The organism is Chitinophaga eiseniae (assembly GCF_012641265.1).
GTDB classification, from domain to species: domain Bacteria; phylum Bacteroidota; class Bacteroidia; order Chitinophagales; family Chitinophagaceae; genus Chitinophaga; species Chitinophaga eiseniae_A.
Genome location: NZ_JABAHZ010000001.1, coordinates 777567 through 804148 on the forward strand (window position 1 = coordinate 777567; position 26582 = coordinate 804148).

A 26582-nucleotide genomic window follows, 5' to 3' on the forward strand; every position below is an offset into this window, starting at 1 on the left:
CGAATCAGTAGATGTCTACCAGGTCGTTTTTATGCGTGATATTGATGCGGAGGGTTTTTCTCATAATGTCCAGTACTTCGTCCAATGCCATATTGGGGAAGGTAGCCAACAGCTTTTGATCCGCCAGTTGTGGGCTGCTGATATGCACCTGTACATGATAAAAATCTTCCAGCGCTTCTGCTACTTCGTTCAGCGGCGCTTCATCAAATGTGAGGGTTCTGGTTTTCCAGGCCAGTATATTATTATTCTTTTTATGTACGTGTGTATCTATGGTGCTGCCATGCAATTTCAGCGAGGCTTCCATATCAGGGGTCAGGATCACTTTCTTTTCAGTGCCCCTGTAGGCGGCGCTTACCTTTCCGGACTGTACAAACACTTTTACGCCGGTATTGGCAGCTTTTACATTGAAGGCGGTACCTAGTACCTGTACTTCTACTTCCGGTGCATTTACAATGAAGGGAAGGGTTTCATTTGGCTTTACGTCAAAGAAGGCTTCGCCTTTATCTATTTTTACGATCCTGTTATCTTTTCCGAAACTACGGGCATAGCGTACGCTGGTATTGGCATTCAGGTAAAGCATGGAGCCATCCGGTAAACGCAGGCTATCCTGTGTTTGAGCCGTAGCGAAGGTTTTGTAGCCGCCAGGCCCTATCAGGGTCCAGGTGCCGGCAATGACCAGCACAGCGGCAGCAGCCCACCAATACCGGCGGTTCATTTTAATGACACGGGTGTTAGCTTGCGCCGTAGCAGCAGGCACAGCAGCCTTATCCAGCCTGGCGTTCAGCTCTTCCCATTTTCCGGCAGTATCGAAAGCGGAAGGAGCGGGGAGTGGATCGCCCTGCCACATAGCTTTCATATCCAGGAATATGTCGAGATGGCCAGGATCCTGTTGAATCCATTCATTAAGCTGTTGCTTTAACAGCTCATTTTCCGGATCCTCCAGGTAACGGACTACTATATCTATGTCAGTTTGATTATTCATGGCTACTTATTAGTAATACAACCGGATAACGTTATACCATTAAGCGATGTTAAAAAAAAATTTTGGTCAGGCTAAGGCTTGTTGATCAGGTCTACCCGCAATCGTTTCAACGCTGTGGTAAGATGCGCGTACACGGTATTAATAGAGATATTCAACTGATCAGCGATTTCGGCCGGCGACAAACCTTTCAGGCGGCTCATCTCAAATACACGACGGCATTGATCCGGTAATTTTTCCAGGGCGTGACGGTATTGGGCCTCCAGCTCCTTATGTTCCAGCTGTGAATGACTGTTGGCGGTAGGTACAGGTTGAAGCATTTGTTCCCGGGTATATACTTCCTGCCGTTGTTCTTTTTTTATACGATTTAAACAGGTGTTAACAGTGGCCCGGGCCAGGTAATGATTAATAGGGGCTCTTTCATCCAGGTTTTCCGCACCTTTCCACAAGTTGAGGAATACGTCCTGCACCATATCATTCGCATCATCCTCGTTCTTTACATAGCGTACGGCGATATTATACATAGAAGGGGCGAACTGTTTAAAAACAGCCTCAAAGACATCTTTATTCCTGCTCCGGATACCTTTTACTATTTCGTCATTACTCAATTGCAACATGCGTTTCGTCTTTTGTATTTCTTTCCGTACGGCAAAGATAATTTTTAAAAGTACTAATTAAGAATGCTTGCCTGTTAATGCTGCAATGATTCTTTTTTTCACTTTAACATTTCTTTGACTAATGGTATCACCATTGTCGAATGTATTGTTACTATACGGCAGCCAACGATGAGGGCATATAACAAAAACCATGCACTTTCATCATAGCACGGATAAAAGTCTTATTAAATATTAACCATGTAAATATTGAAGCCATGAAAAAATCAATTGTAGGAATGCTCGCTTTAGCAACAATGGTCGTAGGAATGTCCGCATTTAAAAATGCCGGCGCCACCGCAGTGAAGTCCGCAGACAGCACCGCCACAATGGTGGATTCAATCGCTGGGGTAGATTCTCTGCGTAGTGTAGACTCCCTTGTTCGCTTAGATTCAATGAAAGTGTATGGAGTAGACTCTTTACAAAGTCTGCGTCTGGATTCACTGACTGGTGTTGACTCTTTACAACGCCTGGATTCCCTGAGCGGAAGGGATTCTTTACAACGTATGGACTCGTTGCAAACTACTGATTCGCTGAAAAGTGTAGCTGTAGAAGGGGGTGCTATCACTGGTAAAATCAGCCCCGCAGATGGTGCTGCTGAAGTAGAAGCCGTAAATGGTGCAGATAAACTGAAAGGCGCCGTTTCCCAGGGTGCATTCACCATCCCTGCTGCTAAAGCTGGTACTTATACCATCACCATTTTTGGTAAAAGCCCTTACAAAAATGCCGTATTAAAAGATGTGAAGGTGGAAGAAGGTAAAGCTACCGACCTGGGCGAGATTAAGCTGGAACAATAGTAGTTTTCTTATAATGAAATAGCAACCAACAACACAAGATCATCCACAATGGAAGCCCCATTTTGGTTTGATGCAGGGGGACCTTCACCGGTCCCTCTTTTTTGTTTTTTCAGCAGGAGAACCATAAAAGATGCTGCCTGTTTTTTTTAAAATGACGAGCCGACCGGGTTTATAGCCCGTCGGCTTTTTCATAAATACGCTGTAAATTGCGTCCAATCTTTAAAAATTCAATTACAGCGCATGCGCACCATTCTTCTACTCACCGTTTCCAATACCTTTATGACCGTTGCCTGGTATGGGCATCTCAAACACCAGGATGTAGCCCTCTGGAAGGTAATCCTTATCAGCTGGGGCATCGCCTTCTTTGAATACTGCTTTATGGTGCCGGCCAACCGATATGGCGCCCAGGAAGGGTTCAGTGGCTTTCAGCTAAAAACCATCCAGGAAGTCATTACGCTCACTGTGTTCAGCATTTTCGCCGTTACTTTCCTGAAAGAACCGCTTCGCTGGAATTACCTGGTGTCGTTTGTTTTCCTTATCGGCGCCGTATATTTCATGTTTAAGAAATGACCCGGAAAAGAAATATATTAACAATATAATGTATTATATAAAAAAAGATATAATCCAATGTTAAATTAAAAATTAATCTGTATTATCTTTAGGGATTCACTTTTCAACCAAAAAACATTGCATTGAGGGAAGACGCTAATATACAGTTACTGGCGGAACGGGTGGCATCACTGGGAGATGAGCAGGCATACAAGGCATTATTCAGGTTGTTTTATAAACCATTGAGCCAGTTTGCCTATTCTATCATCAAATCCTGGGAATCGGCCGAGGAAATAGCGTCTGATGTTTTTGTGAATGTATGGAAACACCGGGAACGACTACTACAGGTCGATAATCTGAGAGTATATCTTTATGTATCTGCCAAAAACATAGCCCTCAACTACCTCAATAAGGCGGCACGTACCCAGCATTTCAGCCTGGATGAATTGGCGGTCGATTTTACAGTAAGTTATGCCACCCCGGAACAGATCTTCATCTCCGGGGAAATGGTAAAAAGGATCGAGGCCGCCGTAAATGCCCTGCCCCCCAAACGGAAAATGATCTTTAAGCTCATCCGGGAAGATGGCCTGAAATACAAAGAGGTAGCCCAAATCCTCGATATTTCTGTCAATACCATTGACGTACACATGGCCCAGGCCCTCAAAAAAATCAGCGAGGTGATCAACCTCTCTTTTACCAGGACAAAATAATTTAAAATTTTTTTTTTAGTCGGAGTAGTAGATTGGGAATATTTACTTGTCCTTCTATATAATCATGCTTTTGTATCATACACATGGAACAGGAAAGAATATGGCTTTTGATGGGAAGAAAGGTATCGGGCGAAGCCACGATGGGGGAGCTGCGTGAGCTGGAAGAGCTGATGCAGAAAGACCCCGATATGAGATACAAGCTGTCTGTATTAAGTAACTGGCCTCCGGCAGGCAACGATAATGCCTGGGAACAAAAAACAGAAAGTGCCCTCGAAAAGCACCTGTTAAGAATGGAGGCGGAATTCCCCATGGAAGAACTGCCCGTGAAAAGAACAGGCCGGAACATCCGCAAGCTCACCGCCATACTATCGGTACTGGTACTGATGCTGGGATCTTATTGCGTATATCTGCTTATGAGAAATACCCCTTTAATGGGGAACAAAGCCAGTGTCGCAGCCATCTTCACAAGAGATGGCTCGCGCTCTCGGGCACAATTGCCCGACGGGACGGAAGTCTGGCTCAATGGCGGCAGCCGTTTAACCTATCATCCTGATATGAACAACCTGGATAGCCGGGAGGTAACACTGGAAGGCGAAGCCTTTTTTGATGTAGCAAAAAATGCAGCGAAACCCTTCTCCATCCATACCACCAAAATGAATATCCAGGTATTGGGGACTTCCTTTAACGTGAAAGCCTATACGCAGGATGAAACCACTGAAGCTACACTGATTACCGGCGCCGTGGAAGTAACCCTCAATGATGGAGTAGAACGTACCATCAGGTTGTTGCCCAATCAGAAAATCGTTTTACAACACAACAATGAATTCGCATCGTCCAAACCAGCAGGACAGGTAGATGGATACCGGGTAGAAAATATCCGCTATAATCAGCAGGATAGCCTCGTGGCAGAAACTGCCTGGTACAATAATTACCTGGTATTTGACAATGACAGCTTTGAAGATATTGCGCGTAAAATGGAGCGTTGGTATGGTATCAAAATACATCTCAACGGAGAAAAACTGAAACAATACCGCTTTACCGCCACGTTTAAAAATGAATCGTTTCCGGAAGTACTGGAAGCGCTGAAGGTTACAACATCATTTCGCTTCCGGATCACCGGCAACGAAATATTTATTACCCAATAGGGGTTGGAAGAAAACAGAAATCGATACCTCTCATATAAAAAGGGTAAATGCTGCTAACATTTACCCCCTTGTTGAGATCAAACGGCAGTTAGCTTCACTTGGCAATGTAGTGCTGTCGTAGTTTTATGACCTTTTACAACCTAAATGTATGGAAAAAATTCATACATTATGCAATCCTTTTGCGTATAAAAACATTGGGAAAAGTTGTATTGATAATGAAACTGGTGTCCTTTATTATTCTTATTACCTGTTTGCAAATAGCAGGAAATGCTTACGGTCAGCAAGACCGGCGCATTTCCGTAAAAGCAGATTCATTGCCATTGACCCGGTTGCTGAAGCTGATTGAAAAGAAAAGCGGCTACCGCTTTGTATATCGCAACGATCAGCTGCCAGCTAACAGCAAAGTATCAGTGGACATGGAGAATGCATGGACAGAAGATGTGTTGCGGAAGATACTGAAGAACACTGGCCTGACTTTTAAGCAACTTTCTGCTAACCTGGTTGCCATTGCTCCAGAGGAGAAAGCCAGTACCGGACTAAGTATCAGTGGCGTGGTCACAGATGTTTACGGACATCCGTTGCCCGGTGTAAGTATTCGGATTGCAGGCGCCAATAAAGGAACAACGACCGGCGAAAAAGGACAGTTCAAGATGGAGGCGCCGCCCACAGCAGTATTGATCTGTTCTTTCATCGGTTATGAAGAGCAGAAAGTGCCGGTCAATAATACCGCCCACTTTAACATCACGCTGAAAGACGATGCCAGAGGATTGAATGAAGTAGTGGTGGTAGCCTATGGCGTGCAAACAAAAAGTTCTTTGACAGGATCAGCTACTATGGTCAACGCCTCTTTGTATGATAAGGCGCCCCGTAGCAGCTTCCAGGAAAGCTTACAAGGCAATGTACCCGGTTTACAATCTACCAACGGCTCCGGTCAACCCGGCTCCGTACCCAGCGTTTATATCCGCGGCATCGGTTCTATCACCGCCGGCAGCTCCCCGCTATATGTGGTGGACGGTGTACCAGTGGTGACCGACAATCTCACGGATTATAACGTAAATACCCTTGCGGGAATCAACAGTGCTGATATCGCCTCGATTTCCGTTTTAAAGGATGCCGCCGCTGCCTCGATCTATGGCTCCAGGGCCGCCAACGGCGTAATTCTTATTACGACCAAAACCGGTACCCAGGGCCGTACCCGGCTCAATGCTTCGGTACAAACCGGAAGCAACCAGCTCACCATTCCCCGCGCTAACTATCCACTCAGTACCAAAGAAATGATGGAACTGCTACGCGAAGGATGGGTTCATAAGGCAGACGGTACCGGCGAAGCCGGATTTCAGCAGGAACTCCGCGCCAGGGGAGTCGATACCACAGTAAATACCAACTGGATCGATGTCCTCACCCGCCATGGTAACTACACACAGGCTAATTTATCTGCCGCCGGCGGAAGTAATAAAACTAAATTTTATGTGTCCGGCGGCCTGTACGACTCTAAATCCGCCCTCAAAGGAGTAGATTATAAACGCATGACCAGCAGGATCAACCTGAGCAATCAGGCCACCAGCCGCCTGTCATTCGACGTAAATCTCTCCCTGGCCTACCAGCGCGCCAACGCAGTAGGAGATGTGGGACTCATGGCCAACCCAGTGCGCGCACTCGTGCGCTTACAGCCCTGGCTGAAGGTTTACAACAACGACGGCAGCTATGATTTCAGCTATAATAATACCTTTAATCCTGTAGCGGTACTTAACGGCAACAGCCGCACCGGTACTACCTATGGCCTCCTCGGAGGAGCTGCCGCTAAATACGCCTTTACCAACTACCTTTCCTTCGAAACCAAAATCAGCCTCGATCTGAACTATGCCCGCAGCAACCTGTTCTTATCGCCCGGCTTTGGCGACGGAAGAAATACGAATGGTTGGATATCGGTCAACAACAATCTCTGGAACAACTGGGTATCTACAAATATCCTGCGCTTTAACCAGCGCTGGGGATATCATGGTATCAACACTTTTATAGGATACGAAGCACAAAAAACAACCAACAGCGGCAATACCACACAGGCATCTAACCTGCTGCCCAACCTGCAGCTGCTGGCAGATGCTTCCAAACCTGAATCAGTGACCTCGGTATCCAGCGCCAACTCATTAACCGGACTGTTTTTGAACAACAGTTATGACTACAAACAAAAATATTATCTCTCGGCTTCCATCAGGAGAGACGCCTCTTCCCGATTTGGCAGCCGTAAAAGAAGTGCCGCCTTCTGGTCGATGGGAACCGCCTGGAATATCTACCGCGAACCATTCCTCCAGCAGGTAACCGGCATCAATGAATTGAAATTAAGAGCTAGCTACGGCAGCAACGGAAACCAGGCTATTGATAATTATGCCTCATTGTCGCTGTACAGTCCGGGAAATGATTACGATGGAAAGCCGGGGTATGTGCTGACACAATACCCCAATCCTTTCCTCACCTGGGAACAGAACAAACCGTTTAACGTGGGACTCGATTTTGCGGTACTAAACAACAGGTTATCCGGTACGGTGGAATACTATAACAGAACCACCTCCCGGCTGCTGCTCAATGTACCGGTATCATCGGCAAATGGTATCACCACCATTTTCAGGAATAACGGAGAGATGAAAAATAAGGGCATAGAAATATCCCTTTCCTCCCGCAATATCATTGCCACCAATGAAAATGACTTCTCGTGGCGTACAGATGCTAATTTCTCTACGCTGACAAATACGATTACAAAACTGGACAATCCCATCACCAGCCTGATCTACAGGAGAGAGCTGGGCACCGATTTTTACCAGTTCTACCTGGCCGGATTTGCCGGCGCCGATCCACAAACAGGAGAGGCCCTTTGGTATAAAGATGCTACGAAAACTACTACCACCAAGGTTTACGGCGAAGCGCAACGTTTTAACCAGGGCAGTGCGCTCCCTAAATTTTATGGCGGTATCAGTAATTATTTCAGGTATAAAGGATTTGAGCTGAACTTTCAGTTCTTCTTTAACTGGGGCAACAAGGTATACGACAACTGGGGCGCCTTCACGGAATCCGACGGCAGCGGCGGATTTGGAAGCAGCGCAAAGATGTCGCGACTCACTTACGAAAACCGCTGGCAACATCCCGGTGATATCACCAGCGTACCGAAAGTCGTGTTCGGCAACACCCAGTCGGGCCTGAGCAATCAACTCTCTTCCAGGTTCTTGTACGATGGCAGCTTTATCCGGTTGAGAGATGTAATGCTGGCCTATGCGCTGCCCGCTACCTGGCTGAAAAAAGCCAATATCGGGGAAGTGAAAATTTATGTGCGCGGCAACAACTTATGGACATACGTAAAAGATAAACGGCTCACGATGGACCCGGAAGTACCGGTAACAGGGGATTACGATCAACGCCCGCCGGTATTTAAAACGTTTTTGGTAGGTATGGATGTAAATTTTTAAGGAAGCCATGCAAAAGAGATACTCATTCAGCATCATCATCATAGTGGCAGGCTTGCTGGGAGCCTGTAGCAGGGACTTCCTTGAGTTGAAACCAGACCAGTCGGCCGAAACCGGTAAAACCATCAGAGACCTGCCGGGATTACAAGCTGCCGTCAGCGGTGTATACTCCCTCTTGCAGGACGCTAACTATTACGGCCGTACGATGCCTTTGCTGCCCGATTTGCGGGCGGACAACGCGTTTATCAGCGTGATCAACTCTAACCGCTATCGTAACCATGACCAGTATATTGTTACTGCCAACGATGTATCCGTTACCGATACCTGGAATAAGTTATACAGCGTAGTGGCCAACGCCAATATGGTGATCATGAAAGGCCCGTCAATAACCCTGTTGCCTGCTGCAACAGACACGATTTCAGCCAGGGCGATGATAGCAGAGGCTTATGGCGTGAGAGGCCTGGTATTTTTTGATATCGCACGCCTGTACGCGCAACCTTATAATTATACACCCACCGGTACAAATATGGGAATACCCATTGTAACGGTAACGAATATAGATTCGGTACAGTCGCCTTCCCGTGGCAACATCAGGGATACCTACACACAGGTGATCAGCGACTTTACCACCGCCATCCGCCGATTCGAAGAAAGCGGGAGCACGGCCTTTTCATCCGGACATTTGAATGTGTATGCCGCAAAGGCACTGCTGGCAAGGGTATTATTGTATAAAGAAGATTGGGCTGGAGCGGCAGCTTACGCCAGCGATGTTATCAACGCCCATAAATACCAGCTGCTGGCCACCGACAAACTGGTGAGCGATTTTAAAAATACCGGCAACGGTGAAACGATCTTTGAAGTAATCAATACCCCGGTTGATAACCAGGGAACGGACGGATTGGCCTACATCTTCAGCCAGGATGGCTACGGAGATGTGCTGGCAACAAACGATATATATAACATTTATACCAGCACGGATGTACGGCGCAATTTTTTAAAGAAGGGTAAACGCGCTGGTAGTGGAGGAGAGAACCCGGCCAACATCATTACGAAATACAATGATGTAACTACTTTCTCCGAAAGTATTAAGGTGATGCGGCTGGCGGAATTATACCTGATCCGTGCGGAAGCATTAGCCCACCTTGGAAGAACAACGGAAGCACTGGCTGATCTGAACATGGTGGTGCAGCGCGCAGATCCGGCCGCGGCGCCGGTAACTGTTACCGGCCCTGCATTGCTGGAAGCGATCCTGCTGGAAAGACGAAAAGAACTGGCGTTTGAAGGACACCGCCTGTTCGACTTAAACAGAACAAAACATTCATTCACCAAATACCTGGCGGGTGATAAAACGATACCAGTGGCCTGGCCCAGTACCAAAGTAATACTGCCCATCCCACAGAGAGAACTGGATGCTAACCCCAACATACGCAACCAGCAGAACGAAGGATACAATTAAATCTAAACCGCCTTTGTTAATAATTGGTTTTTGCTTACAAGCTGGTTGGTTATTTGCTTATGAAGAAAAGAAGTCCCCTCGCCAAAAGCGGGGGGATTTTTGTTTTTATAGCCCTATTCCGCCATTCAACCAATTTCTCTTCAACTCCCACTAATTAATTATTACTTTTGACAATCTGTAAATTCACGTATCGCCAAATGTTTATAAGACGTTCTACCGCTTTGGTTATCATTTTATTAGCAGCTATCGGTTTACCCGCTATGGCACAGCCATCTCCGGCATGGAATGCTGCTGATATCAGACTGCAATTGAAAAAACTCGATACGCTGGGAAGCGTATTATACGTAGCCGCCCATCCCGACGACGAAAACACCCGGCTGTTGGGCTACCTGGCCAAGGAAAAGCTGTACAGAACGGGATACTTGTCGCTCACCCGTGGCGATGGCGGACAAAATCTCGTAGGCAATGAACAATCCGAATTGCTTGGATTGATTCGTACGCAGGAATTGCTGGCCGCCCGCCGCATCGATGGGGCAGAACAGTTCTTTACCCGTGCCCAGGACTTCGGGTTCTCTAAAAATCCACAGGAAACATTTACCATATGGGATCGTGAAAAGATTTTAGGAGATGTAGTATACATGATCCGCAAATTTCAACCAGACGTGATCATCTGTCGTTTTCCGGCGGATAGTCGCGCCGGGCATGGGCACCATACCGCCTCCGCCATGCTGGCGGCAGAAGCATTTACTGCTGCCGCTGATCCCAAACGATACCCTGAACAGCTGAAGCTTGTAAAACCCTGGCAGGCCAAACGCATCCTGTGGAATACCTTCAGCTTTGGCAGCATCAATACTACAGCCGATGACCAGTTTAAAATAGATGTAGGCGCCTTTAATCCATTACTGGGTAAGGGATTTGGAGAGATTGCCGCGGAAAGTCGCTCCCAGCACAAAAGTCAGGGCTTCGGGGTACCGGCTTCCAGGGGGAGCTCACTGGAATATTTCCTGACCATCAAAGGCAATACGCCGAAAAAAGATTTACTCGACGATGTCAATACCAGCTGGTCAAGGGTAGCAGGTGGCGAAAAAGTAGGACGCCTGGTAGATGCCGCACTCGCCGCGTATAATATGGATGATCCGTCTGCTTCCGTTCCGGCTTTGCTGGAAATACACCGGGCCATTCAGGCCTTGCCCGATGGCTACTGGCGTAATCTGAAACTTGCAGAAACAGAGCAACTCATCTACGCCTGTGCCGGTCTCTGGGCAGAAGCCTATAGTACTTCTCCTACCGTAGTACCCGGAACCAATATGGAAGCCACTGTACAGCTGATCAATCGCGGAAACGTGAAGGTAACCCTGGAGCAGATCGACCTTCCGGGAAAGCCCAATGCCGCCGGGCAGCAGGAACTGGCCTATAATAAGTTTACCAGCATTTCGCAAACCCTGGCAGTACCTGCCAGCACCCCGGAGTCACAGCCCTATTGGCTGGCAGCAGCACACCGGGTAGGCATGTATGTTATAAATGATCCTTTACTGGTGGGTAACCCGGAAAATATTCCACCACTGCAGGCTAAGATCCGGTTCCGCATTGGCGACCAGGAATTCAACATTGCCCGTCCCCTGCAATATAAATATACGGACCCTGTAAAAGGAGAGATATACCAGCCGCTGGTGATCGCGCCACCAGTGGTAGCAGATCTGAACAGCCAGGTATATATCTTTACAGATACCAAACCGCAGGCGGTACCGGTGAAAATTAAGGCCATGGCCGACCAGGCACAGGGAACGGTGAAACTGCAATTGCCCGCCGGCTTTGTTGCTACCGAAAGCAGCCTGCCTTTTAACCTGGCGCAGAAAGGCGATGAGGTAGAGGTGCGGTTTAACATCCACCCGGTAAAGAATATTACCGATAACCATGCAGATACTTTTACGGTAGTGATGCAAACTAACGGAAAGGAATACACGCAGAGTTTACAGCAGATCCGCTATGATCATATCCCGCTCATTACCTTATTCCCACCGGCTGCAGCCAGGTTGGTATCCGTGAACCTGAAACATAACGGCAACCGCCTGGGATATATTCCCGGCGCCGGCGATATGGTAGCTGCTTCACTGCGCCAGGTAGGCTATGATGTGACGGAGCTGACCGAAAAGGACATCATGAGCGGTAACCTGCAACAATACGATGCCATCATTGCCGGGGTACGCGCCTATAACGTGAACGCACGTATGAAATACTGGCAGCCCAGGTTGATGGACTATGTAAACAATGGCGGTAAACTCATTGTGCAGTACAACGTAAACAGCCCCCTGGTGACCAACAACCTCGGGCCATATCCGTTCAGCCTTTCCCGCGACCGGGTAACAGATGAAAACGCGGAAGTGGATTTCATCAATCCAAAAGATCCGGTATTTCATTATCCCAATGAAATTACAGCGGCTGATTTCAACGGCTGGGTACAGGAGCGGGGATTATACTATACTGCTAATGCCGATAAAGCTTACGATAAACTCTTTACCATGCATGACCAGGGAGAATCGCCACTGGATGGTTCTACGCTGGTAACGCATTATGGTAAAGGTGTTTATGTGTATACAGGGCTGTCATTTTTCCGGCAGCTGCCGGCAGGCGTACCAGGTGCGTATCGCCTGTTTGTAAACCTGATTTCTGTTAAATAGGGATTGAACGAAAATGAGTAAGAAACACGAACAGAACCGCCCCCGGCTAAGAATAGCTGCCGGCTTTTGTATTATCCTGGGGTTGCTGATAGGATTCAGTATCAAGCGCGTGCAGGTGGGATTGATTATAGGAATTGCGCTGGGCCTCTTATCAGGAAGTATGTGGAGTAAAAGTAATTCAAACGATTAATATGGCGTTGGATCAACAGCCGGAAGAGAAACCACCTTTATTCCCCACATGGAGATACTGGTATGCATTGGTAATAGCCTGGTTGCTGTTACTGATAGTGCTCTTCTACTTATTCACCAAAACATTTTCATGAGCCCTTTAGATTGGATGGTACTTATCGGTACGCTCACCACTATTATTCTGTACGGTGTCTGGAAAAGCCGCGGCCAGCAAAACCTGGATAGCTATTTCCTGGACAACCAATCTATGCCCTGGTATATCATCCTGTTGTCTATTATCGGTACCCAGGCCAGCGCCATCACCTTTATTTCAGCACCCGGTCAGGCCTATACTGACGGGATGCGTTTCGTTCAGTATTACTTCGGTCTGCCATTGGCCATGGTGGTACTTTGTATCACTTTTGTCCCCATTTTTCACAAACTTAAAGTATACACCGCCTACGAATACCTGGAGCAGCGGTTTGATCTTAAAACGCGTACACTGGCGTCTATGCTGTTTTTGATCCAACGTGGACTCTCTACCGGTATCAGTATCTGCGCGCCGTCTATTATATTGTCGTCACTACTGGGATGGAACCTATACTGGACCAATATGATCATGGGCGGATTGCTCATCATCTACACCGTAGTAGGCGGTACCCGTGCAGTAGCCTATACACAAACGTTTCAGCTCATCATCATTTTCAGCGGCATGTTTCTCGCAGGATGGATGGTCGTGCACTTATTGCCTCCGGATGTAGGGTTTAAACAGGCCTTGCAGGTATCCGGTAAGATGGATAAGCTGAATGTGATCGTAACGAAGTTCGACTGGAAAGACAAATACAATATCTGGAGTGGTATCATCGGTGGCTTTTTCCTGGCCCTATCTTATTTTGGAACAGACCAGTCACAGGTAGGCCGCTACCTGACGGCTAAATCGGTGAAGGAAAGTCGCCTGGGTCTGTTGATGAATGGCCTGGTGAAAGTACCCATGCAATTCCTGATCCTGCTGATAGGAGCCATGGTATTTGTATTTTACCTGTATTTCAGGGCGCCTATTTTCTTCAATGAAGCCCAGCTGGCCAGGGCGCATAAAACAGAACAGGGACCTGCGTTATTGAAATTGGAAGATCAATACACCGAATTAGGTAAAGTAAAACAACAGCAGGTAAAACAACTCGCCGCTGCCCTGGAAGCGGATAACAATGCGCAAGCTGACATCGCAAAAAAAGAGTTACAGCAAACAGACATCAGGTCGGCCGCCATCAGAACGGAAGCCTTGTCGCTCATCAAAGCATCAGATCCTACGGCCGACACCGGTGACACCAATTATATTTTCCTGCATTTCGTCGTGAATAGTTTGCCCAAAGGCCTGGTGGGCTTGCTGATTGCCATTATTTTCCTGGCCGCCTGGGGAAGTATTGCGGCTGCATTGAATTCGCTGGCCTCTACTACGGTGGTAGATGTATACCAGCGCCTGTATAACGCCAATGCATCACCCGGTCATTATCTCATGATTTCCCGGCTCTGGACATTGATCTGGGGAATTTTTTGTATCGTGGTGGCGCAGTTTGCCGGTAGCCTGGGTAGTCTCATTGAGGTGGTAAACGTGTTGGGGTCGTGGTTCTACGGGGTTACGCTGGGAATTTTCCTGGTAGCCTTTTACCTGAAAAAGGTGGGAGGGACGGCCACCTTCTGGGCAGCCATCATTGCTGAAATCGTAGTACTGGTAGTGTATTGGATCGGCGCCGTATCCTTCCTATGGCTCAACGCCATTGGTTGTTTGCTGGTATTATTACTGGCGTGGGTATTTCACCAGTTTTTTGAGCAGAAAGCATAAAGCTTAAAGCAGAAAGCTATTGTGGAGAAGACTTTAGCGAATATTAAATATTCGCATAATCATCCTCCACAATAGCTTTCTGCTTTAAGCTTTCTGCTTTCTGCTTATTTCAAGGTTGCCAGTAACTTTTTATTCAGCGTTACATAGTCATCGTTTTTAGCGGCAGTGGCCAGTTCGATAGACTTCTGTGCAGCTTCTTTCGCTACTGCTACTTTTTTAGCTTTTGCGTTGATGCGTGCTTTTTGGTACCAAACCCAGAAAGCTTCAGGGCTTTGAGCAGCGGCGGCATCAATCCATTCTACTGCCTTGTTGAGGTCTTTACCGGTTTCGAAGTAGTACACGGCTGCCTGGAAATAAGGCTTCTTGTCACCCTTCATGGCTTCTTCGATCTGGCTGGTGATTTTACCATCGATATCGGCTTTAATGACTACTGGTACTTTGGTTTTATCCCAGCTGAGGGCAAGGATAACGCTATTGGAACGTACGTTCTCAAACTCGATGGTAAAGTTTTCCTGCGAAAAAGGCATTGCAACAGGCGATACTTTCACGCGGGCGATATCGTTTTCAGGCTTGTAGGCCGCAGGGCTGGTAACGTCCAGGCTGCTGGTCAGGATTACGGTCCAGGATTTAGCACCCGGGATAGATAATAAACCGTATTTACCCGCTTTAACAGGTATACCGCCGAAGGTGATGTCTTCTCCAAAAGTAATGGTGGTAGCACTGTTGGCGCCGGTTCTCCATACTTTGTCGTATGGAACCAGGTCGCCCATGATCACACGGCCATTCTTCTGTGGACGGGAGTAGCTCAGCTCTATATTAGATAAGGCAAAGTCCTGTTTGATAGTCTGAGTAGGACTTGGCGCAGGCATCTTAATGCCCTGGGCGAGGGTGGTGCCCGCATACAGCAAAAGCATGGCACCAGCTGTTGCGGCGAAGGTTCTGATAGTTCTCATATTTAGGTGGGTATTTAAATGCTATTCGATAATCCCATTGCGGAATGCGTACAGTACCAGTCCAACGCTGTTTTTAACGTTGATCTTTTCCAGTAACTTCTGGCGGATACCTTCAACGGTGCGGGGACTCAGGAAAATCTGTTCAGAGATTTCCTGGGTAGTCAGTTCATTACAAATCAGCTTCAGTACTTCTTGCTCCCGGTCGTTGAGTTGTATTTCGTTTTTAAGTGTCGGCTTAAATTGTTGCTTGTTTTTATGTAATACCTTTTTCAGCAGGGCCAGGTTTACATTTTCATTGAAGTAAAATCCTTTTTCGAAAGTAGTACAGATGGCTTCGTAGATCTCTTCAGGTTCCGCATTTTTCAGTAAGTAGGCATTGGCGCCGTTTTCTACCAGATGGACAATAAAGTTGTCGTCTTCATACATGGTGAGTATGATGACTTTTACATCCGGGTATTTTTCCTTTACCTTGATAGTGGCTTCAATGCCATCCATATTGGGCATTTTCAGGTCCATCAGTATAACATCCGGCTGTTGTGTTTCCATGGTCTGCAACAAATGCAGTCCATCATCCGCCTCGAAAATAAAGCGGATATTTTCGTAAGGAATCAGTGTGTTGATGACTCCACTGCGGAAGATTTTATGATCATCCGCAATGGCCACTTTTATGTGTGCCATAGGTGGACAGTTAGAAGATTTGCTATTATTTTATTGTGAATAAATTACTATTAGTCATGCTATTATACGGGTTTAACACAACCGGATGGCAATTTAATAATAAAACAAGATAAGTATCAACTATTCTGTGAGGATGACTGGTAATTCTCTACACTAATCGACGCAATTGTACCTTGTGGTGTTCCGGCTGTGAAGGTAATATTTCCGCCGATAATATTGAGGCGGCTCTCAATATTTTTAAGGCCCAGGCTACCTGTTTTCTTACGGGCATCCCCCAACGTAGTGAGGAGGGCGCCATTACCATTGTCTGCTACATCTATCGTGAGCAGGGACGGGGTGGTTTGGTAACTGATTTTTATTTCAGTAGCGCCGGCGTGTTTCAGAATGTTGTTAATCAGTTCCTGTACTACGCGGTATACATTCAGGGCTTTTTCCCGGTCTACCGTTTGCCCGCTACCGGCGGCATTGAAACTGATCTTTACCTGTTTGTTTTTATTCATCAGGTTACAGAAAGAATCGAGTGCATGGGCTAAACCAAGGTTTTCCAGTGCCTGGGGATGGAGGCTTTGAGAGATGAATCGCAGTTGCTGTATAATGGTATCTGTAAATTCTTTGGTTTCTTTAAGCCGCTCTGTTTCGCCGTTACCTGTCTTCAGCAGGGCCTGCAGGCCACCGATATTTAATTTTAACACCGACAGTTGTGCGCCTACCTCGTCATGCAGATCTTCCGCAATGCGCTTACGTTCCTGCTCCTGGCCCTGTAAAACAGCTACGAGACGTTCCCGCTGGAGTTGCAGGTCTTTATCGCGGATCAGCAGCTTGTGCTGGATAACCTGCTTCTGCTGTAACATCACTAAAATGATCACAATAACACCAAGCATTAACATTACTGTAGTTCCAATTACAATAATATCAACTGTCTGCATATCTCAATTTTTTAAGTTTTGAGAGCCCAATATACAGCAGAATCATAGAAACTATGCCAACGAAATTATTGATGGTCAGAATCCCGGAAATCACTTTTCCCCTGGGATCAGGCCTGAACACCTGTTGCAGTACATTATAACTGATATTAAACAGGAATACTGTACAGTAAAAGAGAAAGATCCCTGAATTGTACCAGAAGGAGGGCATGGTGTCAATATAGATCGATTTTTCTATCAGCTCTTTGTCGTTCAACATCTGCCAGAAAAATATAACCCCGTATATGAGAATGACAATCGATTTGATACCGGCAGAGATAGAGTTGTAGTGATAGAATCCTTCAATCACAAAGATGTCGAGGCCAAAAACAAGGGCAACAACGATGGGCATAAACAGGATCACCCGTTTAATCACCTTGTTTTTAATGCAACTAAGGTAAACCAGGGAAATAATAACAAACTGAACGAGGTTCATGAAATTAAAGAACCACATGTTATTGTGGAACAGGTATCCGATAACATCGGAACCAACAGCGAAAACAATGCTGCTAACGATATAATAAAATATCCAGAGGGAAGGGCGGTCAAACAGTTTATAGTTTAGGATGAAGGGGATCAGAATAAGCAATTCGATCCCCATCATGGCGTAATAACTGTACCAGAATAATTTATCCACGAGATTCCTTTATAGTTAAGGTTTTGTACCGGAACAATATTGTGGGCATGGTACACCCTGATCCAGGATAACAGGAGGTGTATCTTTGGCAACAATGCCGGAAGCCTGGGCAGCGGCCATTTCTGCAGCGGATTTAGGAAGGATATCGTTACCGTTTTCGTCTACGGCTACCAGGATCATCTTCCTTTCCCGCTGACTATCGCCATTTAACTTGATACCATAATAAATTCTCAGTGCAACAGCACCTGGCTGGTCCAGCAATTCCAGCACTTTGTCTTTACCAAAGCACATTGCCTTTACATGACTGTCGAAAGACTTCTGATTCGCGTGATCGTCATCATGATTTTTTGTTAACTCCAACATTTCTTCTAAAGAAATGAACCCGCCCGCGTCTGACGGAATGGGTCTGTTAGGTAGGTTGCTCATATAGGGGAAGTTTTAGTTTGCGTCAAAAATATCATAATTTCTTACATAATCAACGGGGGAATTACACAGGTAAGTAAGCTGTTTTGTCTTGCGTAGTGTTCTCAAATGCTTTGTGGGTACATGTTTTGGCTTATTTGGGGAGATGGGAAAATCAGTAGCCGTCTCCATAGAATACGTACTTATACGCATGCCTTTCCAGGTGTTGAAGGTGTATTCCAATGGCAAATACCTGATTCCGTTCACTTGCTTCGGCTGGGACATACCCGGCACGTTTTATCATGTGAACTGCCTGCATACCGGCAGCAGGCTGTTACGTGGTTCTTATCAGGATCTGCGTACTTATACGTAATCCTTTTTTTCAGTTGTTCAACGCTTGACTGCTCTGATAAACTTCACAATCTTTGTAACATCAACCGCTTAAGTATCAGTTGTATTTAGAAAATACCTCCGTGTATTTGGGCCTTTCTACCTTGTTTGATTAGTATATGCAGAAACAGTTCATCAGGTGATGCTCGTTAACCCCTTTTGTTTCTTAAAAAAAATAAAATTATGAGTTACCTATTAATCGGAAACATCTCTGCACTTATTTGTAATGATTGTATTGAGCCATTGGCTAATGCACGCATCCGGGTTTATTTGCCGGCGACACACGCCCCGGCAACCCCGCAGCCAAATGGTATCTTTAATGATATGCAGCCTTTGTCGGCACGGGAAGTGCTGATGAAAGCCGACAGGCTCCTGGCGGAGACCACCCTCGACGAAAAAGGTGGCTTCAGCTTGTCCTGGAGCGAAGTACACCTGTTTACCGAAACATTGGAACTGGACCTGTGCCTCGATCAGCTGCCGGGAAAAAATGGTAACCGCCATCCCCGCAACTATCACCTTAGCCGGCTGGTGCTGCCCTGGAAAAGAAACAGTACCGGCTATGTAGGCGCCTATGCCTATGTGATACCGGCAGCGCTCTGGCAGAACATTTATTCCGGCGCCGGCGCCTGGCTTATTACCGGCGTGGTAAAACCTTATTTTAGTGCACCCGGGCAGCCCCACCTGAAAGTGGAAGCCTACAACGCGCTCTCCGGACGGCTGTTGGGCATTGCCCATACCGATGAATCAGGCCGGTACTTTTTGCACTTCTCCCGGGACCAGGTAGGTACCGGGCGTCCGCAAGCCATCATTCCCGGTCGTAAAAACCTGGGCCCGGATGTGTATTTTAAAGTATATCGCAATAACCACTTACTATGGGCAGAAGATGAGCGGATGGGACTAAGCCGGGAAAGAAGAGATATCGCCCCCTGTAGTAACATCAATCTTATTTATAAGTCTTCAAAAGTGAAACGAGCTTCGGACCAGATAGGTAGCTGGTTCTCAGAAATAATTACCCTTAAGGGTGCACGAAAAAGCAAGAGTGATAAATTCCGTTTGATAACCCAATATAGCTTACTGTAAAAGTTGTCTGGATGTTTGAACATCCGGTGTTTGTAAATTCCCCCTTATTGCAAATGGCAAAAAAGAACAGCTACCTTTCGCAGGTAGCTGTTGCCTTTTTATAATATTCTAAAACCGGGGATGAAACCGCATCAGGGTATCCCGGAGGTATTCGCGGTCCAGGTGGGTATAGATTTCTGTGGTGGTAATACTTTCATGTCCCAGCATTTCCTGCACGGCCCGGAGATCCGCGCCGCCTTCTACCAGGTGGGTAGCAAAGGAGTGCCGGAAGGTGTGCGGCGATACGTTCTTCTGGATGCCTGCTTTTTGTGTCAGCTCCTTGATCACCAGGAAGATCATTACCCGGCTCAGGGCGCCGCCCCGGCGGTTAAGAAACAGCGTATCTTCTTCTCCATATTTAACAGGTAGCATTACACGTACATTTCTCCGGTAAATATCTATCTGCCGCATGGCATCTTTGCCAATAGGTACCATACGTTCTTTATTGCCTTTCCCGATCACGCGGATAAACCCAACATCCAGGTGCAGCTGGGTAATCTGTAAATTAATCACCTCGCTCACCCGGAGTCCGCAACTATACATCGTTTCCAGGATGGCTTTATTACGGTGGCCTTCAGCCGTATCCAGCGATATCTGGGAAATGATCTTTTCAATTTCCTCGAAGGTGAGCACATCGGGCAGTTTACGCAACACCTTGGGCGCTTCCAGTAGCTGGGTAGGATCTTCCTGCGCCATGTCTTCCAGCAGCAGGAATTTGTAAAAAGCCTTCAGGCCGGAAATGGTCCGGGCCTGGGAGGTGGCGGTCATACCCAATTGAGCAATCCATTGTATACAGCCTTGCAAATCTTCGGGTGTAACATCCTGGGGCCGGAGTTTTTCTTTTCCGTTGGCCATCAGGTATTGCTCCAGTTTTTCTACGTCACGGAGGTAGGCTTCTACCGAATGATCCGACATCGATCGCTCTAAGCGCAGGTAGCCTTTAAATAATTTTCGGAACGATTCCCACATGGAAGCAAGTTAAATGCTTTTTATAAAACAACGGTGATGGCTATCCGAAAAAGCGCTAAAATGGGGTAATATTGGGTGGAAAATGGGAGAGAAGGGTTTTGTTTGAAGTATTACCTGATGAATAGGTTATTATATTATTGAAAACCAGTTATTTGAAAGGTATTTATTTTTGCTCTTTATATTGGCAAAACCGTAGTTTTAATGACCTTTTCCGCTATCATATTTCTATTAAAAATCATGTAATTACGACGTTTTGTCAGTTTCTGCTTGTTATTTAAAGCGATGATTTATATAATCATTGTAAATGAATATAAATCAATTAATTAAATTAAAATAAATTAGTTGATAATAGCAACAAAAAAGCCGGTTATTAAAACCGGCTTTTTGCACTGACGTAAGTAACAGTATTAGAATTTTTCGAGTCCGCTGAAGAAGAAGTTACCTTCGATCACAGCGTTTTCGTCGGAGTCAGAACCGTGAACGGCGTTACGGCCGATAGACTCAGCATATTTTTTACGGATGGTACCTTCCTCTGCATTAGCTGGGTTGGTGGCACCGATCAGTTTACGAAAATCTTCTACGGCGTTGTCTTTTTCCAGGATAGCTGCTACGATATGGCCGCTGCTCATGAATTCTACCAGTTCACCGTAAAAAGGTCTTTCTTTGTGTACTGCATAAAACTCACCTGCTTTTGCAGTAGATAACTGCGTCATTTTCATGGCTACGATGCGGAAACCTGCAGCGTTGATCATGTTTAAGATGCCGCCAATGTGCCCGTTTGCTACTGCATCAGGCTTGATCATAGTAAATGTTCTGTTGCTCATATAATGTTTAATTCCGAATTACAGATTAGGCCGCAAAAGTAATTACATTTTCTTTAGTGGTAAAAAATTTTGAAATTCTGGCTCAAATAAAGAACTTCGCACTTCGTTTTCTGTTTCAACCACTTGTTGTGATTGGAAATCAACTCTTAACATTACAGTTTTTTAATGAAGCCGATCGAGGAAATTAAGCCTTTGCTGGAGAGCCCTAAGAAAGTGGTCGTAACAATGCATCAGAAACCAGATGCTGATGCCATGGGATCTTCGTTGGCTATGTACCACTACCTGTTACAGAAAGGACACCAGGTAACTGTAATCTCACCCACTAACTTTCCGGATTTCCTGAAATGGATGCCAGGTGCAGATACGGTCATTGATTTTGAATCCTCTATGGACAGAGCTATACAGGCATTGGAAGGGACCGATCTGCTGTTTTGCCTGGATTTTAATGCGTTGTACCGCACCAAAAACCTGGCGCCACACCTCGAGAAATTAGATTGTATCAAGATCCTAATTGACCATCACCTGGAGCCTCAACCCAGTTTTGACTATGGTATAAGTGATACAAAAGCCAGCTCCACCGCCCAATTAGTTTATGAAACTATATATAAATTGGGAGATGAGCAGTATATTAACCTCGAAATTGCGCAATGCATTTACGCAGGTACCGTTACGGATACCGGCTCCTTCCGTTTTGCGTCTACCTCGGCGGCCGTTCACCGCATGGTAGCCGACCTGATGGAAAGAGGGCTGCGCCACGAAGTGATTCACCAGGCGATCTATGATAACTTCCTGGAAAACCGCCTCCGGTTCCTCGGGCATAGCCTCCTGAACCGTATGGAAGTATTCTATGAATATAATACCGCTATGCTGGCCATTCCTTATACAGACCTGAAAAGGTTTGATCTGCAAACCGGAGATACGGAAGGCCTGGTTAATTTCCTGCTGTCAATACAGGGAATCAAAATGGCGGCATTGATCATCGACCGCCACTCAGAAGTGAAATTGTCTTTCCGGTCCAAAGGTGATTTCGATGTAAATACTTTCGCCCGGAAATATTTTGACGGGGGAGGGCATTTCAACGCATCCGGCGGCCGTAGCACCGATTCACTCGAAAAAACGGTAGACCGGTTTATAAAAGCCATAGAGCAAAACGAAGCGCTGTTACAATAAATGAATTAAAGTATTTCAACCTACTAATACAATCAAATGAAAAAACACAATCAGTTATTAGTTGCAACCGCAGCACTCGGCTTATTCGTAGCCAGTTGCGGTACAGGTGTTAAAAAAACACCGGGCGGTATTGAGTATATCGTTCACAAATCCGGCAGCGGAGCACAACTGAAATTGGGCGATACCGCCCTGTTGAACGTTACCCAGCGTATCAATGATTCCCTGCTGGGAGATTCCCGTAAAATGGTAGGCGCACCCATCCCCGTACTCGTGGCTAAAGCACAGAACAAGTACGACCTGATGGAAGGTATTGCCCTCCTCCATGAAGGCGATAGCGCTACTTTCGTTATTCCATGGGATTCATTACCAGCGCAGGAACGTCCTCCATTTGGTAAGAAAGGTGATAAGCTGAAAATCACTTTCGCGGTTGAAGGAAAATATTCAGCAGCAGCTCAGAAAGAGAAAGACGAAAAACTCATTAAAGAGTACCTGGAGAAAAACAAAATCAACGCTACTAAAAACGCAGAAGGCGTATACGTAGCAGTTACCCAGGAAGGTACCGGCGGCACCCCTAATCCAGGAGATACCGTTTACGTACATTACACTGGTAAACTCACCACCGGTAAAGTATTTGATTCCAGCCAGGACTCAACCATGCGTCCAGGCATGCCGTTAGAGCCAATTAAATTCCCTATCGGCCGTGGTTTCGTTATCAAAGGATGGGATGCAGGTTTAAGCGGTCTGAAAAAAGGATCCAAAGCTACCCTGGTTATTCCTTCTGTACTGGCTTATGGCCTGCAGGGAAGTCCTCCGGTAATTCCTAGCAACTCTATCCTCGTATTCGACGTACAGTTGGTAGACATTAAACCAGGTGCACCAGCACCCGCTGCTCCTGTAGCACCCGCTGCGCCAGCTCCGGTTAAAAAATAAATTACCCGATCGTAATAAAGAAGGGCCCCCCGCTATCAGCGGGGGGCCCTTCTTCTATATCATATATTAATGCTACCCCTATCAGGCGTAGCCATCTATCAATACCTCGTATAATTTTACCTTCAGGTCTTCCAGCGATACATCCTGGGTCAGCACCCCATCCATCGCATAAGAAACCGTTCCCCGCTCTTCCGATACAATAATCGCCAGGTTATCACTATGCTCGGTAATACCCACCGCCGAACGATGCCTTAATCCAATACGGGTAGGCAGATTCGGGTTTTCCGATACGGGCAATATTACTTTGGCCGCCAGGATCTTGTTGCCTACTATAATCAATGCCCCGTCGTGCAGCGGACTATGCTTTTCAAAAATGCTCTCTATCAGCTTGGCACTTACATTTCCATCAATCGGAATACTGGATGCCGAATCGAACTTTACACGGTAGGTGGTCGCTATTACCATCAATGCGCCGGTAAACGTGCTTTGCATACGGCTCACCGCCACAATGACCTCATTAATGATATTTTCTTCTTCCTTATAGCTTTTAAACTTATCAGGCAGGAATAACTTGGTGAAAAAACTATCCTTGCTCAAAGGTGTCTTCTTACCCAGTACCAGCAGGAACTTCCGGATCTCTGGCTGGAAAATAATAATGATGGCGATAATCCCAACATTAATAAAGTTTTGCAGGATACTGGTCAGAATGGGCATCGACAAAGCCCTGACCAGGAAATAAGCGGCATATACCATCAACAGGCCTACGAAAATATTAAACGCAAGACTGCCCTTTAGTAAACGGTATAATTGAATAATTAAAAAAATAACAATCAGCAGGTCCAAAACATTTAGCCAGCGAAACTCAACTCCATAAAACTGTATAACTTCCTTCATAATTGTAAAAATAGTAAGATAAGATTTAACGACCCTTCATTTTCTCTGTGATCTTTATTGCCTCTACCGCCGCTTTTACGTCATGTACCCGCAGGATATGTGTACCTTGCTGCAGCGCAATGGTATTCAGCACCGTGGTGCCATTGAGCGCTTCCACCGGGGTAACGCCCAGTAATTTATATATCATCGACTTGCGCGAAATACCCGTCAGCACCGGTACGCCCAGCACATCCCGGAAAAGGTGTAATTGCCCCAGCAGGGTATAATTGTGATCAAGGGTTTTCCCAAAACCAAATCCCGGGTCTGCAATAAAATCTTTGATCCCGGCTGCCCTGCACGCTGCCAGTTTCCCTTGCAGGTAATCCAATACCTCCACCACTACATCTTCATACTGTGGGTGCTGTTGCATGGTAGCTGGCTTCCCCTGCATATGCATGGCGATATATGGCACTTGTAATTTACCAACGGTCGGGATCATGGCTGCATCCAGGTCGCCGGCACTCACATCGTTAATAATAGAAGCGCCTGCCAGTACGGCCTTTTCTGCTACGGAAGCATACCAGGTATCTATAGATATAATGGCCTTCGGATAGCTGTTCAATATAGCATGAATGGCGGGAATTAAGCGGAGTATTTCTTCGTCGGCGCCTACTACCGTGGCGCCCGGACGTGTACTCTGTGCCCCCAGGTCCAGTATGGCGGCGCCTTCTTCCAGGTGCTGCTGTACCTTTTCCATTACCTGGTGCAACTGATGCATACGGTTACCTTCATAGAAGGAATCATCCGTTACATTAATAATACCCATCACTACAGGTGTGGCCAGGGACAATAGTTGTCCCCTGCAGTTAATAACCGGTGAATGATGCGCATGGATATGGTGCGGTGTCATGTGATAGCATTGAATAGTGAGCGTGCAGGTTTTTACCTCCGGTTTATCATATAGTTCCAGCCTTTTAGCTGAAATTCTTTATTTTGCCTGCAAATCTAAGGAGGAAAATCAATCATTTTCGAATTTAGGGATTTCGATGTTTATTTCAGCAACAGATTTGCATGGGTTACGCTCATCACTTTCTAATACAGGTAAATCGGGATAGTCCTTAACTTCACCATTACTTAACCATTAAACTATTTTATGAAGATTATCCTTAACCTGTTACGCATCATCGTAGGGGTACTGTTCATCTTTTCGGGGCTTATTAAAGCGAATGACCCACTGGGCCTCAGTTATAAGATGGACGAATTCTTTGAAGTATTACACCTGACTTTCCTGTCGCCTTACTCACTGGCATTTTCCGTGGTGATGAATGCCTTTGAAATCATTGCCGGCGTGGCCGTACTGGTGGGATACCGTATGCGCATCTTTTCTGTACTGTTACTGCTGCTGATTATCTTCTTTACCTTCCTCACTGCTTTTGCACTATTCAGTGGTACTATCCGGGAATGTGGCTGCTTCGGCGACTGTATCAAATTAACGCCGGTAGAAACCTTCTGGAAAGATGTGATCCTGCTGCTGATGATCCTGGTGATATTCTTTTACCGTAAAAAGATACTGCCGGTGAAAGGGGCAGCCCTGGTATTTATCTTCTCGGTACTATTGTCGTTTGGCGTACAGGCGTATACGTTAAAACACCTGCCTATATTCGATTGCCTGCCCTATAAAGTAGGGAATAATATTCCCGAAAAGATGAAATTGCCGCCAGGCGCTACGCCCGACGTATATGAAATGGTGTTCATCTACGAAAAAGACGGGCAGAAGAAAGAGTTTACGGCCGATAACTATCCCTGGTCCGACAGTACCTGGAAGTTTGTAGACCGTAAGGATAAACTGGTGAAGAAAGGAAATGCAGAACCTGCCATCAAAGATTTTATCCTCACCGACCTCGATGGCGTTAATCAAACGGAGGCAGTATTGTCGGCCGACAAACCTGTATACCTGTTTCTGGTACAGAATGTACAGAACGCAGGCAGCGGTTGGGATGCTAAGATGAAAGCCCTGCAGGCCAAATGGAAGAACCAGGAGATATTAATATATGGTGTCACCGCTTCTACCAAAGATGAAATAGCCGCCTTTAAACAACAGCATGGACTGGAGTTTCCTTTTGTGCAAATGGATGGTGTGGCTATCAAAACAGCGGGCAGGAGTAATCCTTGCCTGATGTTGCTCAATAAAGGCACCATTAAAGGGAAATGGCATTACAATGATATCCCCTGAGATAAAAACTGA

The 26582-nt window shown here is 46.2% G+C and carries 25 protein-coding genes; 14 read left to right on the forward strand and 11 right to left on the reverse strand.

What is annotated here, in order from left to right; all coding sequences use genetic code 11:
- Positions 1 to 4 precede the first annotated feature (4 nt).
- Both HGH91_RS03110 and HGH91_RS03115 read right to left on the reverse strand, forming a co-directional pair.
- On the reverse strand, positions 5 to 982 hold the full coding sequence (locus HGH91_RS03110; RefSeq protein WP_168736988.1) for a FecR family protein: 978 nt from the start codon (positions 980 to 982) through the stop codon (positions 5 to 7).
- 71 nt (positions 983 to 1053) lie between these two features.
- Positions 1054 to 1596, reverse strand: a complete 543-nt coding sequence (locus tag HGH91_RS03115) for an RNA polymerase sigma-70 factor (protein ID WP_168736989.1) — start codon at positions 1594 to 1596, stop codon at positions 1054 to 1056.
- A 254-nt stretch (positions 1597 to 1850) separates the two neighbouring features.
- Between HGH91_RS03115 and HGH91_RS03120 the strand changes: the two genes are divergently transcribed.
- From HGH91_RS03120 to HGH91_RS03160, 9 genes are all read left to right on the forward strand, one after another.
- Positions 1851 to 2429 (forward strand): hypothetical protein, encoded by a 579-nt coding sequence (locus tag HGH91_RS03120; RefSeq protein ID WP_168736990.1) that lies wholly within the window; start codon positions 1851 to 1853, stop codon positions 2427 to 2429.
- 240 nt (positions 2430 to 2669) lie between these two features.
- On the forward strand, positions 2670 to 2999 hold the full coding sequence (locus HGH91_RS03125; RefSeq protein WP_168736991.1) for a DMT family protein: 330 nt from the start codon (positions 2670 to 2672) through the stop codon (positions 2997 to 2999).
- A gap of 122 nt (positions 3000 to 3121) precedes the next feature.
- Positions 3122 to 3688, forward strand: coding sequence for an RNA polymerase sigma-70 factor (locus tag HGH91_RS03130; RefSeq protein ID WP_211092183.1), 567 nt, complete (start codon positions 3122 to 3124; stop codon positions 3686 to 3688).
- A 110-nt stretch (positions 3689 to 3798) separates the two neighbouring features.
- The gene (locus tag HGH91_RS03135; protein ID WP_168736992.1) at positions 3799 to 4833 is read left to right on the forward strand and encodes a FecR family protein; all 1035 of its coding nucleotides are present in this window, start codon (positions 3799 to 3801) and stop codon (positions 4831 to 4833) included.
- A gap of 215 nt (positions 4834 to 5048) precedes the next feature.
- A complete protein-coding gene (locus HGH91_RS03140) occupies positions 5049 to 8291 on the forward strand; it encodes a SusC/RagA family TonB-linked outer membrane protein (RefSeq protein ID WP_168736993.1) in 3243 nt (1080 codons plus the stop codon).
- A gap of 7 nt (positions 8292 to 8298) precedes the next feature.
- Positions 8299 to 9744, forward strand: coding sequence for a RagB/SusD family nutrient uptake outer membrane protein (locus HGH91_RS03145; RefSeq protein WP_168736994.1), 1446 nt, complete (start codon positions 8299 to 8301; stop codon positions 9742 to 9744).
- 197 nt (positions 9745 to 9941) lie between these two features.
- Positions 9942 to 12422, forward strand: coding sequence for a PIG-L family deacetylase (locus HGH91_RS03150; RefSeq protein WP_168736995.1), 2481 nt, complete (start codon positions 9942 to 9944; stop codon positions 12420 to 12422).
- Positions 12423 to 12435: 13 nt separating this feature from the next.
- Entirely contained in the window at positions 12436 to 12612 is a 177-nt protein-coding gene (locus HGH91_RS03155; RefSeq protein ID WP_168736996.1) for a hypothetical protein, read from the forward strand.
- Between the two features lie 129 nt (positions 12613 to 12741).
- Positions 12742 to 14430 carry a sodium:solute symporter gene (locus HGH91_RS03160; RefSeq protein WP_168736997.1) on the forward strand — a complete coding sequence of 563 codons (1689 nt, stop codon included), beginning with the start codon at positions 12742 to 12744 and terminating at the stop codon, positions 14428 to 14430.
- Positions 14431 to 14534: 104 nt separating this feature from the next.
- Here HGH91_RS03160 and HGH91_RS03165 read toward each other — a convergent pair whose 3' ends face one another.
- The 5 genes from HGH91_RS03165 to HGH91_RS03185 all read right to left on the reverse strand — a co-directional run bounded on the left by HGH91_RS03165 (position 14535) and on the right by HGH91_RS03185 (position 18086).
- On the reverse strand, positions 14535 to 15383 hold the full coding sequence (locus tag HGH91_RS03165; protein WP_168736998.1) for a DUF2911 domain-containing protein: 849 nt from the start codon (positions 15381 to 15383) through the stop codon (positions 14535 to 14537).
- A 21-nt stretch (positions 15384 to 15404) separates the two neighbouring features.
- Positions 15405 to 16061: a response regulator transcription factor gene (locus tag HGH91_RS03170; RefSeq protein WP_145666540.1), complete on the reverse strand. Its 657-nt coding sequence runs from the start codon at positions 16059 to 16061 to the stop codon at positions 15405 to 15407.
- 116 nt (positions 16062 to 16177) lie between these two features.
- On the reverse strand, positions 16178 to 16987 hold the full coding sequence (locus tag HGH91_RS03175) for a sensor histidine kinase (protein WP_168736999.1): 810 nt from the start codon (positions 16985 to 16987) through the stop codon (positions 16178 to 16180).
- On the reverse strand, positions 16974 to 17660 hold the full coding sequence (locus HGH91_RS03180; protein ID WP_145666533.1) for a hypothetical protein: 687 nt from the start codon (positions 17658 to 17660) through the stop codon (positions 16974 to 16976). The genes HGH91_RS03175 and HGH91_RS03180 overlap by 14 nt, the downstream gene beginning before the upstream one ends.
- Positions 17661 to 17675: 15 nt before the next feature.
- Complete coding sequence (locus HGH91_RS03185; RefSeq protein ID WP_168737000.1) at positions 17676 to 18086, reverse strand: hypothetical protein; 411 nt, start codon at positions 18084 to 18086, stop codon at positions 17676 to 17678.
- Between the two features lie 142 nt (positions 18087 to 18228).
- Between HGH91_RS03185 and HGH91_RS03190 the strand changes: the two genes are divergently transcribed.
- Positions 18229 to 18435: a hypothetical protein gene (locus tag HGH91_RS03190; protein WP_168737001.1), complete on the forward strand. Its 207-nt coding sequence runs from the start codon at positions 18229 to 18231 to the stop codon at positions 18433 to 18435.
- 200 nt (positions 18436 to 18635) lie between these two features.
- Entirely contained in the window at positions 18636 to 19532 is an 897-nt protein-coding gene (locus HGH91_RS03195; protein ID WP_168737002.1) for a hypothetical protein, read from the forward strand.
- 108 nt (positions 19533 to 19640) lie between these two features.
- On the opposite strand, the gene xerD is transcribed toward HGH91_RS03195, so the two are convergent.
- Positions 19641 to 20540: a site-specific tyrosine recombinase XerD gene (gene xerD / locus HGH91_RS03200; protein ID WP_168737003.1), complete on the reverse strand. Its 900-nt coding sequence runs from the start codon at positions 20538 to 20540 to the stop codon at positions 19641 to 19643.
- Positions 20541 to 20947: 407 nt separating this feature from the next.
- On the reverse strand, positions 20948 to 21364 hold the full coding sequence (locus HGH91_RS03205; RefSeq protein WP_145666522.1) for a nucleoside-diphosphate kinase: 417 nt from the start codon (positions 21362 to 21364) through the stop codon (positions 20948 to 20950).
- A 165-nt stretch (positions 21365 to 21529) separates the two neighbouring features.
- Between HGH91_RS03205 and HGH91_RS03210 the strand changes: the two genes are divergently transcribed.
- Positions 21530 to 22534 (forward strand): DHH family phosphoesterase, encoded by a 1005-nt coding sequence (locus HGH91_RS03210; protein ID WP_168737004.1) that lies wholly within the window; start codon positions 21530 to 21532, stop codon positions 22532 to 22534.
- A gap of 36 nt (positions 22535 to 22570) precedes the next feature.
- Complete coding sequence (locus HGH91_RS03215; RefSeq protein ID WP_168737005.1) at positions 22571 to 23464, forward strand: FKBP-type peptidyl-prolyl cis-trans isomerase; 894 nt, start codon at positions 22571 to 22573, stop codon at positions 23462 to 23464.
- An 81-nt stretch (positions 23465 to 23545) separates the two neighbouring features.
- Here the strand turns inward: HGH91_RS03215 and HGH91_RS03220 are convergent, their stop codons facing one another.
- On the reverse strand, positions 23546 to 24358 hold the full coding sequence (locus HGH91_RS03220; protein ID WP_168737006.1) for a diadenylate cyclase: 813 nt from the start codon (positions 24356 to 24358) through the stop codon (positions 23546 to 23548).
- 25 nt (positions 24359 to 24383) lie between these two features.
- Entirely contained in the window at positions 24384 to 25247 is an 864-nt protein-coding gene (folP, locus tag HGH91_RS03225) for a dihydropteroate synthase (protein WP_168737007.1), read from the reverse strand.
- Between the two features lie 243 nt (positions 25248 to 25490).
- Between folP and HGH91_RS03230 the strand changes: the two genes are divergently transcribed.
- Positions 25491 to 26570, forward strand: coding sequence for a BT_3928 family protein (locus HGH91_RS03230; RefSeq protein WP_168737008.1), 1080 nt, complete (start codon positions 25491 to 25493; stop codon positions 26568 to 26570).
- Positions 26571 to 26582 lie beyond the last annotated feature (12 nt).